Origin of the sequence: Streptomyces sp. NPDC049577 (assembly GCF_040675635.1) — a bacterium.
Lineage (GTDB): Bacteria > Actinomycetota > Actinomycetes > Streptomycetales > Streptomycetaceae > Streptomyces.
Genome location: NZ_JBFAPH010000221.1, coordinates 1 through 10,801, shown reverse-complemented (window position 1 = coordinate 10,801; position 10,801 = coordinate 1). Strand labels below are relative to the sequence as shown.

The window sequence follows — 10,801 nt, the reverse complement described above, 5'->3', positions numbered from 1 at the left end:
GTCGTCGCCGAGCCTGCGGCACCCGGCCACCCCGGCGGCCTGCCGCAGTGCCGCGGCGCCGGCGGCTGCGTCACCGGTGTCCTCGGCGAGCCCGGCCGCCTGCTCGTACCGTTGCTGCGCCTCGCCCAGCAGGTTACGGGTGAAGGCCAGTCCGGCCAGGGACAGGGCGAGGGCGCAGGCGTCCGCACGGCGCTCCGCCCGGTCGGCGGCCCAGGTGAGAGCGGCCCGGAGGTCCTCCGCCACCGCGTCGAACCGGGCGCGCCAGTCCGCGCCGCCGTCTTCCCCGAGGCCGGCCGCGGAGGCCAGGCACCACGCCAGATGGCGCGATCGGACGTCCGTCAGCTCGCCGGCCTCGGCGAGTCGCTCCGTACCGTACTGGCGGATGGTCTCCAGCACCTGATACCGGGTGCCGGTCGCGGAGGGTGTCACGGCGAGCAGGCTCTGCTCGGCGAGCCTGCCGAGCCCGTCGGCGACCGCGGCTGCCTCCAGCGGCGCGACCCCGGCCACCTCGGCGGCCGCCCGGGCGGTGAACGGCACGACGAAGACCGAAACCCGACGCAGCAGCACCCGGTCCTGCGGCGCCAGCAGGTCGTGGCTTCAGTCGAGAACCGCCCGCACCGACCGGTGCCGGCCGTCGGCACGGGGCCCGCCGGCGAGGATCCGAAGCTGGTCGGAGAGGCCGGCCGTGAGGCCGTCGAGACCGAGCGAGGGCCACCGTGCCGCCGCCAGTTCGATGGCCAGCGCCATGCCGTCGAGCCGTTCGCACAGGGCCACGAGCCGCTCGCGTTCCCCGGGATCCGGGACCCGGCCGACCGCCGCCGCCCGGTCCAGGAACAGGGCGACCGCCTCCGACTCGCCACCGCCGACGCGCGACAGCGGCGGCACCGGGAAGACCCACTCGAACGGCACCATCAGCCGGGCCCGGCTGGTCGCGAGCACCCGTATCCCCGGACAGGCCACGAGGAGCCGTTCCAGGAACGGCGCCAGCCCGTCCCGTACCTGCTCGCAGTTGTCCAGCACCAGCAGCATCCGGCGATCCGCCAGCGCGCCCGTCAGCGCCTCGTCGATGCCGCGCCCGGGCTGCTCGCCCACCCCCACGGCCGCCGCGACCGCCGCGCCGATCCGTCCCGGATCGGTGACCGGGACCAGATCGACGAAGCACACCCCGTCGGCGAAGTCGCCGGCCATCTCCGCCGCCACCGCCAGCGCGAGCCGTGTCTTTCCCACCCCGCCCAGACCCACCGCCGTCACCAGCCGGCGCGCCGTGATCGCCTCGGCCAACTCCCCGCGTTCCCGCACCCGTCCGACGAATGCCGTCAGCGGCGCTGGGAGGGCCGGCACGGGCCTCGCCTGCCCGGCACGCGTGACCTCGGCCGCGCGCCGGGACAGCGCACGCCGGTCCGGCACCTCCAGCTTGCGCAGCAGCGAGGAGACATGCGACTCGACCGTCCGTACCGAGATGAACAGCCGCGCGGCGATCTCCGCATTGCTGAGGTGCTCCCCGAGCAGCGCGAGCACTTCGGCTTCCCGAGCCGAGATCACTGGAGTGGACACCGGCTCATTATCCGTAGTGCGTTCCGTGGTCAGCACGGAGGCGGCCCGTACCCCGGCCGGGAGAGGCTGTGACCACAGCGAACGAGCCCGGCGAAGCCACCGGGCCGATCGAGACCCGCGACCGCAGGAGCGCCCATGACCAGCTCACCGACCAGCTCGCCCACCCAGGGAATCAAGACCGTGCTGCATCCCGTGTCCGACCTCGCACAGGCCAAGGCGGTGTACGCCGCACTGCTCGGCGTCGCGCCGCAGACCGACGAGCCCTACTACGCCGGCTTCGAGGCGGCCGGTCAGCACATCGGCCTCCTGCCGGGCGGCGGACCGCAGGGCCTGACCGCGTCCCTCGCCTACTGGCACGTGCCGGACATCGCGGAGAAGCTCGCCCAGGTGACCGCCGCGGGCGCCACCGTGAAGGAGCCCGTGCACGACGTCGGCGGCGGCCGCCTGGTGGCCACCGTCATCGACCCCGACGGCAACCTCCTCGGCCTGCTCCAGGACCGATGAGCCGGACGAGCTGCACGACAAACACGACAGAGGAGAAACCTTCCATGAAGACCACAGACAGCCACCAGCACGAGGGGTTCTCGGCCGAGGAGCGGGCCGCGATGAAGGAGCATGCGCGGGAGGTGAAGAAGGCGGCGCGGCGTGTGTCGCGGGAGGAGAAGGCGGCGGAGGCGGTGCGCGATGTGCTCGCGAAGATCGCCGGGATGCCGGACGCGGACCGGGTGATGGCCGAGCGTGTGCATGCCGTGATCACGGCCAGTGCCCCGGAGCTGGCGCCGAGGCTGTGGTACGGGATGCCGGCCTACGCGCTGGACGGCGGGGTCGTGTGCTTCTTCCAGAGCGCGGAGAAGTTCAAGTCCCGTTACGCGACGCTCGGTTTCAGCGACCGGGCGAGGCTGGACGACGGCCCGATGTGGCCGGCCGCGTTCGCGCTGACCGAGGTGACGGCCGAGGTGGAGGCGCGGATCGCCGGGCTGGTGAAGCAGGCGGTGAGCGAGAGCCCCTGATCGCCCCACACCTCGCTCGACCGCCCCATCGGCCCCCGGGATCTTCGGTGATTCGTCCATGTCATGATCGTGGGCAGTCGATTTTCCGGGGGATCTTGCTCATGCGAACCATCAGCATCATCACTGCCGTGCATCATGGAGGCCACCAGTTCCTCGGTGAGGCCTACGAGTCCCTCCGCGAGCAGAAACTGCCGGGCGACTGGGAATGGGAATGGTGCCTGCAGGAGGACGGCACCTCGGGCATACCCGCGCTCAGCCTGCCCGACGACCCCAGGATCAAGTGGGGGACAGGACTGCGGGCCCGGACGGCGGTGGCGCGCACCCACGCGCTCGCCCGGGCCACGGGAGACGTGATCCGGACGCTGGACGCGGACGATGTCCTGCTGCCCGGTGCGCTGGAACGGGACATCGAGACACTCGGACGCGTCGCGTGGTGCGTATCGGCCTGCGTCGACCTCCACGAAGACGGGAGCACCGCGCCGGGCCCCTGCGATCCTCCGGGCGGTCCCGTGGAACCCGGCCGCTTCTACCGTGAGGTGACGGAGGACCGGCTGTCCGTCCAGGCGGTCACCTTCGCCGCCCACCGCCGCCTGGCGCTCGCTCTGGGCGGCTGGCAGGCATTGTCCGGAGCCGAGACCGTGGCCCTGCTCCTCGCCGCGGAAGTTGTGGCGCCCGGTGAGTTCATAGCCGAGCCGAGCGTGCTCTACCGCAAGCACCCCCACCAGACGACCGCATCGGATCGTTACTGGGAGCCCGGTGAAGCAGCCACCCGGATCTCGGCGCTCCTGCAGCGCGCCGATGCGCTGCGGGAGTCGAACTGGACATGGTGACGCCGGTGGCCTCCCGCTAGAGCGCCTCCACGCCCAGCGCTCCTTCCTCGGCCGGCAGGGGCTGCTCGGTCCAGATGGTCTTGCCGGTGGCGGTGTAACGGGTCCCCCAGCGCCGGGTGAGCTCCGCGATGATGAACAGGCCCCGCCCGCCCTCGTCGTCGGCAGCGGCGTGGCGCAGGTGCGGCGAGGTGTGGCCGGTGTCGGACACCTCGCAGACGAGGCCGCGATCGCGGATCAGCCGGACGTGGACCGGCCCGGCGGAGGCGTAGCGGATGGCGTTGGTGACCAGCTCGCTGACGATCAGCTCGGTCGTGAACGCCAGGTCCTCGAGCCCCCACTCGCCCAGCTGCCGGCTCGCGGCGGACCGGGCGGTCGCGACGGACGCCGGGTCGGCGTCCAGCTCCCACTCCGCGACCTGGTGCCCGGCGAGCATCCGGGTGCGGACCAGCAGGAGGGCCGCGTCGTCGTCCACCGGGCCGGGCAGCAGCGCTGCCACGGTGCGGTCGCAGAGCTCCTCCAGGGGGCGCCCGCACTCGGAGAGGACGCCGGTGAGCAGGCCGAGCCCCGTCTCGGTGTCGTGGCCCGGGGCCTGGACGAGACCGTCGGTGAACAGGGCGAGCAGGCTGCCGGCGGGCAGCTGGAGTTCCGTGCTCTCGAACGGCGAGCCGCCCAGGCCCAGGGGCCGGCCGGCCGGGAGGTTCGGATAGCTGACGGTGCCGCAGGCCGGGTCGACGAGGGCGGGCGGCGAGTGGCCCGCGCGCGCCATGCTGCACCGCCCGGACACCGGGTCGTACACCGCGTACAGACAGGTGACTCCGAGGGCCTCGTCGCCGTCGGCCCCCGGCCCGCCTCCGCCGTCGTCGCGGGCCCACTCCTCGACGGTCTGCCCGACCACGTCGTCCAGGCAGGCGAGCAGTTCGTCCGGGGCGAGGTCCAGCCGGGCCAGGACCCGTACGCTCGTGCGCAGCCGGCCCATGGTGGCGGCGGCGCTCAGCCCGTGGCCGAGCACGTCCCCGACCACCAGGCCGACCCGGGTGCTCGACAGCGGGATGACGTCGAACCAGTCTCCGCCCACCCCGGAGCGGCTGTCGGCGGGCACGTAGCGGCTGGCCGTCTCGACGCCGGTCAGCGACGGCAGGCGGTGGGGCAGCAGACCGCGTTGCAGGTTGAGCGCGGCGGTGTGTTCCCGCGTGATGACGAGCATCAGGACGACACCGAGGAGCAGGGCGCCGAGGCCCACGATGCTCACCCCGCCGACCTGCCCGAGGAACGGCAGGTCGAAGGAGGTCGTGCCGTACGACGGCTCCGCGTAGACGACGAAGGCGGCGTAGCAGAGCAGGCACAGCATCATGAGCCCGCCCAGCCCCGGCAGCACCCCCTTGAACAGTAGGTCCCGGGGACTGCGGGTGAGGATCCCACGGTAGTACCAGACACAGGCGAAGCCGGTGAGGCCGTAGTAGAACGCGATCGCGAGGCCGACCGCCTTGATGGAGTCGGCCAGGACGTCACGGCTGATCGTGGTCAGCAGGACGAGAAAGCCGATGGAGACCAGGCCCATGCCGACGGTCGACCAGGTCGGGGTGAGGAATCTGCGGTGCACCCGGGCGAAGCGTGAGGGTACGGCCTTGTGGGCGGCCATGGAGAAGACGGTGCGGGCCAGCGGCAGAATGGTGGTCTGGGTGGACGCGACCGCCGAGGTCAGCACCGTGAAGATGAGCAGCTTGGTGAAGAGCCAGCCGGCCCCCCGGGTGCCGAAGACGGCACTTCCCAGGCCGGAGAGCACGTCCCCGGAATTGGCCGTGTTGCCGAGGCCGATGCCTTGGGTGCCGATCCCGGCGAACGCCTGCGCCGAGGTCGCCACCAGGGCGTAGATGCCCAGCAGCAGCACGGTGGAGGCGACCGCCGCCCGTCCGGGCGTGTGCCTGCTGTCGCTGGTCTCCTCGTTGACGGCGACGGCGGTGTCCCAGCCCCAGTAGATGAAGACCGCGGCGAGGATGCCCGCGGTCAGCTCCTTGGCCGACGGCACATGGAGGGGGTTGAACCAGGAGGCGGAGACGTGGATCCCCGTCGGTGGGCCGTCCGTGTAGACCTTGACCAGGGCGGTGATCGCGAACAGCGCCAGCACCGCCAGCTCGACGCACACCAGCCAGCGCTGCAGGGCGGCCGACACCTCGATGCCCACGTAGCAGACCGCGGTCAGCACGGCGATCCAGACGACCCCCGCGACGGTGGTCCAGAACTGGTCTCCGGCGAGCGCGTCGAACCCCAGCAGCCGGAAACCGTAGATGCCGGCGATCTCCGCCAGGTTCGCCATGGCGATGATGTCGGCGACGATGATGCCCCAGCCGCCCATCCAGCCGACGCGCGGGCCGAAGGCACGGGAGGCCCAGGTGAAGGTGGTCCCGCAGTCGGCGTCGCTCGCGTTGAGCTCCCGGTAGGCGTACGCGATCAGCAGCATCGGGACGAAGGCCAGCATCGTGATGACAGGGGCCTGAAGGCCCACCCCCGCCACGATCAGGCCGAGCGTCGCCGCCAGGCTGTACGCCGGAGCGGTGGACGTCAGGCCCATGGCGACGGAGGAGAACAGCCCCAGGGCACCGGCCCTGAGCCCCTTCTCACCCGCGCCGGGGCCGGGCGCGGGCGGCGCGGCGGACTCGGCCGGACCACCAGAGCTCATGATCACCATCATCCCCGGGGTCGACGGGGTCTGCCATAGGTGGCCCGCCGAGCAGGGACCAAGGCGCCGTACGGGGGACTGCTGGGCCGTTCGGGTGAGGACGGACGAGGCTGCCCACCCGAGCGTGGCCGTCTTCCCTCACGGGCGGCCGGTAGAGGCCGGACAATCGCATACAGCTACATGTCGCCTAAAAGGACTGTTTCCCGTGCAGCAGGGGCAGACCCTCATCAAGGTCGTGGACTGAACAGCATGGTTGCGAGGGGGAGTTCATGCCGGGGGATCAAGCGAACGACGCGGTCCGCGGCGGGAGCCCGGACTCCGCGGTCGACCGGGTGGCCGACTTCTACGGCGCCTACATCGACGCTGTCAATGACGGTACCGATGACCTGGGCGGGGAGCTTCGCGCCCACTATCTCACGGAGGACCTCCGGCAGCGGCTGGCCGCCTGGGAGGAGGTCAACCACGCCGACGGCGTCCTGCGGGCCCAGGATGTGCCCACCCAGTGGGAGGTCTGCTGTCACGACTCCGGTGCCGGACACCTGTTCACCACGGTCACGCTCACCTGGGGCGCGGGTCCGGATGCCGGGCACACCCGGCTGGCGGTGCAGAGTGACCTGAGCACCAAGCTCATCTCGGACATCGAGGACGGCTGACTCGAGCCCTGCCCGCCCGCACCCGCGCCGCCGCTCCCGTACCCGGTCCATGCCGGCCTCCCGCGTGTCGCTCCGCCAGGGGCGAGGGCGGTCAGGGGAAGGCCGGGCCGGCACAGACCGCGCCGTATCGTGTCCGCGCGCTTGTTACGCGGGCTCCAGGAGAACGGGCAGTGCCTGGAAGCCGGTCGAGAGGAACGACTCCAGCGGCACCAGTTCCTCCGCCGGGGTCGCGAGGGCCAGCCGCGGGAAGCGGTCGAAGAGCGCCGGCAGGGCGATCGTGGCCTCCAGCAGCGCCATGGCCCGCCCCAGGCAGTGATGCGCCCCGAAGCCGAAGGCCAGGTGGTCGCGGCGGGTCGCGCGGGTGACGTCGAAGCGGTCCGCGTCCTCCCCGTGCCGGTCCGGATCCCGCCCGGCCGCGGCGATGCAGAGCAGGATCGGCTCACCCCGCGGGATCACCCCCTCACCGGTGTCGAGGTCCTCCAGCGCGTACCGCAGGGGAATGTTCGCGGTCGGGCCCTGCGAGCGGAGAGTCTCCTGGACCACGTCCTCCCAGGACACCTGCCCGGAGCGCACCATGGCCAGCTGCAGCAGGACCACCGCCAGCAGCCCGGCCGCACGCTCCGCCGCGATCCGGTGCAGCGGGGCGAGCGGCGCGTCGACCGGCAGGACGGTCAGCCGGGCCCGTACCGCCCCGGGACCGGGGTCCCGGCCCGGGATGTCGGTCACCACGCTGCCCACGAGCCCGCAGGAGCGCAGCCCGTCCCACACCTGGAGCGGATCGGCCGCGCCGGCCCCGCCGCCCCGCGGGCCGGCCGCGTAGAGCAGGCGGCCGTCCGCGCCCTGGAGGAAGACCGGGTTGCCGGCGAAGTCCGCGAACAGCCGCAGCACCTCCGGGACGCCGCCCCCGCCCAGCAGCACCTCGGTGCACCGGCGGTGCACCTCCTCGGCCTGCCGCAGCAGCGTGTAGTGCTCGTTGACCAGCTCGGTGTGGATCTCCTCCGTCACCGCCACGAACGGCACCTCGCGGTGCAGCTGCACCAGCGGCAGCCCGTACGAGCCCGCGGTGTCCACGACGGCGGCCGGCAGGGCGGGCAGGCGCGGGCCGAGCTCCACCACCAGCGCGGCGATGTCCCGCTCGGCCAGCCCCCGGACGAACGCGCGCTGCTCGGCCGGACGGCCGCCCAGCAGGCCGTGCCCGGTGGTCAGCAGGAGCTCGCCGCCCTTGAGGAGGGCGGCCATGTTGGGCGCCTCGCCCGCGTGCACCCAGCGCACGGGCCGGTCCAGCCGGTCGGCGCCGGTCAGCACCTCGGGCAGCCCGCGCCGCAACGCGGGCAGTTCGAGCGCCCGCGCCACGGTGATCGTCCCCTGCGGGCCGTACGGTTCCATGGCCAGGAACCTAGCGCCTGCCCGGCGGACCGGGGAGAGCGTGCCGGGTGCGGTGATCGCACATGCCGCCGGACCCTCGCCGCGGTGGCTGATCGCCATTGCGGCGGGCCACCACGATGCGGCGGACCGGCCGGCCCGGCACGCCTACGCTGTCGGGCATGACCGCAGCCGCCGAGCCCTCGTCCGGGCCCTCCGACATATCGCGCATACCCGACGCCCCCGATCTCGCCGCCGTGCAGCGGCGGACCGTGCGGGTGCTGATGACCGCTCAGGTCGTCGCCGGGATCGGCATGGGCTCGATGCTCTCCTCCGGCGGACTGCTCGTGGAGCATCTGACCGGCTCGCAGGCCACCGCCGGGCTCGCCACCCCCGTGACCACCCTGGGCGCCGCGCTGGTGTCGGTGCCGCTCGCCGCGCTCTCCCGGTCCCGGGGCCGCCGGGCCGGCCTCGGCACCGGCTGGCTGATCGCCACGGCCGGCGCGGTGACCGTACCGGTCGCCGCCGGGCTCGGCTGGCTCCCGCTGATGCTGTTCGGCATGCTGCTCATCGGCGCCGCCACCGCCTCGAACCTCCAGTCCCGCTACGCCGCCGCCGACCTCGCCGAGCCCGGCGCGCGGGCCGGGGCGCTCTCCCTGGTGGTGTGGTCCACCACCGTCGGCAGCGTGCTCGGCCCCAACCTCAGCGGGCCCGGCGCGGCCGTCGCCCACGTGCTGCGGCTGCCGGACGCGGCGGGCACCTTCGTCTTCTCCGTGGCGGCCTTCCTCACCGGCTGGGCGGTCGTCCACACCCGGCTGCGCCCCGACCCGCTGCTCCTCGCCAACGCCAACACCAACGCCAACGCCAACGCCAACGCCAACGCCAACACCGACGCCGACGTCGCCGGCGCGGCCGGTCCCCGGAAGCCCCAGCCCCGGTTCGCCGACCGCATGCGCGGCGCGCTGCGGCACGTCGCCGCCTCGCCCGCCGCGCTGACCGGACTGGCCTCGCTGGTACTCGGGCACGCCGTGATGGTGTCGGTGATGACGATGACGCCCGTCCACCTCACCCACCACGGCGCCTCGCTGAGCGTCGTCGGCCTCACCATCAGCCTGCACATCGCGGGCATGTACGCGCTCTCGCCGCTGGTGGGGCGGGCGGCCGACCGGCTGGGCCGGATCCCCGTCATCCTGCTCGCCCAGGTGCTCTTCGCGTTCGCCACCCTGCTCGCCGGGACCGCCGGGGGCCGGCCGTGGGGAGTGGCGGCCGGCCTGTTCGTCCTCGGACTGGCCTGGTCCTGCGCCACCATCGCCGGATCCGCGCTGCTGAGCGAGTCCGTCGACGCCGCGCACCGCTCGGAGGTCCAGGGCGCCTCGGACACCCTGATGAACCTGGTCGGAGCGGCGGGCGGCGCCCTGTCGGGCGGCATGGTGGCCCTCTACGGCTACGGCGGGCTCAACGCCGCCGCGGCCGTGCTCGCGCTCCCGGTGGGAGCGCTCGCCCTCGGCTTCAGCCTCCGAACGCGCTCGAGGCGGTGAGCCGCAGCGCGGTGTCGATCAGAGGCACGTGGCTGAACGCCTGCGGGAAGTTGCCCACCTGCCGCTTCAGATGCGGATCCCACTCCTCCGCCAGCAGCCCCAGATCGTTGCGGAGCGCCAGCAGCTTCTCGAAGAGCTGCCGCGCCTCGTCGACCCGGCCGATCATCGCCAGATCGTCCGCGAGCCAGAACGAGCAGGCCAGGAAGGCGCCTTCGTCGCCCTCCAGCCCGTCCACGCCCGCCTGCTCGCCGGCCGTGGGATAGCGCAGGACGAAGCCGTCCGGCGTCGACAGCTCCCGCTGGATCGCCTCGATCGTGCCGATCACGCGCTTGTCGTCCGGCGGCAGGAAGCCCATCTGCGGGATCAGCAGCAGCGAGGCGTCCAGCTCCTTCGAGCCGTAGTACTGCGTGAAGGTGTTGCGCTCCTTGTCGTAACCCTTCTCGCACACGTCCCGGTGGATGTCGTCGCGCAGCTCGCGCCAGCGCTCCAGCGGGCCGTCGACGTCGCCGGACTCGATGAGCTTGATGGTGCGGTCCACCGCGACCCAGGCCATCACCTTCGAGTGCACGAAGTGCCGGCGCGGGCCGCGCACCTCCCAGATGCCCTCGTCCGGCTCGGTCCAGTGGTCCTCCAGGTAGCCGATCAGCCGCAGCTGGAGCAGGGAGGCGTAGTCGTTGCGGGCCAGGCCCGTCATGTGCGCCAGGTGCAGGGCCTCGGTGACCTCGCCGTAGACGTCCAGCTGGAGCTGGCCGGCCGCGCCGTTGCCCACCCGGACCGGCGCCGAGTCCTCGTACCCCGGCAGCCACGGCAGCTCGGCCTCGCCCAGCTCGCGCTCGCCCGCGATGCCGTACATGATCTGGAGGTTCTCGGGGTCGCCGGCGACCGCGCGCAGCAGCCACTCGCGCCAGGCCCGGGCCTCCTCGCGGTAGCCGGTGCGCAGCAGCGAGGACAGGGTGATCGCGGCGTCCCGCAGCCAGGTGTAGCGGTAGTCCCAGTTCCGCACGCCGCCGATCTCCTCGGGCAGCGAGGTGGTCGGCGCGGCCACGATGCCCCCCGTCGGGGCGTAGGTCAGGGCCTTGAGCGTGATCAGCGAGCGGACCACCGCGTCCCGGTACGGGCCGTGGTACGTGCAGTGGGTCACCCACTCCCGCCAGAACTCCTCCGTCGCCTCCAGCGC

The 10,801-nt window shown here is 73.0% G+C and carries 9 protein-coding genes and 1 pseudogene; 5 read left to right on the top strand and 5 right to left on the bottom strand.

Translation table 11 applies throughout. From position 1 onward, the window contains the following. Positions 1–537, bottom strand: a pseudogene (locus tag AB0K09_RS22810) (ATPase); the annotation flags it as partial. Between the two features lie 60 nt (positions 538–597). Beyond that, the gene (locus AB0K09_RS22805; protein WP_366067222.1) at positions 598–1,554 is read right to left on the bottom strand and encodes a LuxR C-terminal-related transcriptional regulator; all 957 of its coding nucleotides are present in this window, start codon (positions 1,552–1,554) and stop codon (positions 598–600) included. Positions 1,555–1,689: 135 nt separating this feature from the next. Here AB0K09_RS22805 and AB0K09_RS22800 point away from each other — a divergent pair, with 135 nt between their 5' ends. The 3 genes from AB0K09_RS22800 (at position 1,690) to AB0K09_RS22790 (ending at position 3,394) form a co-directional block, all read left to right on the top strand. Next, complete coding sequence (locus tag AB0K09_RS22800) at positions 1,690–2,058, top strand: VOC family protein (RefSeq protein WP_366067221.1); 369 nt, start codon at positions 1,690–1,692, stop codon at positions 2,056–2,058. 44 nt (positions 2,059–2,102) lie between these two features. Then, on the top strand, positions 2,103–2,564 hold the full coding sequence (locus AB0K09_RS22795; protein WP_366067220.1) for a DUF1801 domain-containing protein: 462 nt from the start codon (positions 2,103–2,105) through the stop codon (positions 2,562–2,564). A gap of 101 nt (positions 2,565–2,665) precedes the next feature. Beyond that, positions 2,666–3,394, top strand: coding sequence for a glycosyltransferase (locus AB0K09_RS22790; protein WP_366067219.1), 729 nt, complete (start codon positions 2,666–2,668; stop codon positions 3,392–3,394). Positions 3,395–3,410: 16 nt separating this feature from the next. Here the strand turns inward: AB0K09_RS22790 and AB0K09_RS22785 are convergent, their stop codons facing one another. Beyond that, on the bottom strand, positions 3,411–6,071 hold the full coding sequence (locus tag AB0K09_RS22785; RefSeq protein WP_366067218.1) for an amino acid permease: 2,661 nt from the start codon (positions 6,069–6,071) through the stop codon (positions 3,411–3,413). A gap of 269 nt (positions 6,072–6,340) precedes the next feature. On the opposite strand from AB0K09_RS22785, the gene AB0K09_RS22780 reads away from it, so the two are divergent. Then, positions 6,341–6,724, top strand: coding sequence for a hypothetical protein (locus AB0K09_RS22780; RefSeq protein ID WP_366067217.1), 384 nt, complete (start codon positions 6,341–6,343; stop codon positions 6,722–6,724). A 144-nt stretch (positions 6,725–6,868) separates the two neighbouring features. On the opposite strand, the gene AB0K09_RS22775 is transcribed toward AB0K09_RS22780, so the two are convergent. After that, on the bottom strand, positions 6,869–8,110 hold the full coding sequence (locus AB0K09_RS22775) for a cytochrome P450 (RefSeq protein ID WP_366067216.1): 1,242 nt from the start codon (positions 8,108–8,110) through the stop codon (positions 6,869–6,871). Positions 8,111–8,268: 158 nt separating this feature from the next. Between AB0K09_RS22775 and AB0K09_RS22770 the strand changes: the two genes are divergently transcribed. Continuing rightward, the gene (locus AB0K09_RS22770) at positions 8,269–9,624 is read left to right on the top strand and encodes an MFS transporter (protein ID WP_366067215.1); all 1,356 of its coding nucleotides are present in this window, start codon (positions 8,269–8,271) and stop codon (positions 9,622–9,624) included. On the opposite strand, the gene AB0K09_RS22765 is transcribed toward AB0K09_RS22770, so the two are convergent. Beyond that, positions 9,596–10,801: glycoside hydrolase family 15 protein (locus AB0K09_RS22765; protein ID WP_366067214.1), on the bottom strand; the 1,206-nt coding region annotated here is incomplete at its 5' end. The genes AB0K09_RS22770 and AB0K09_RS22765 overlap by 29 nt on opposite strands.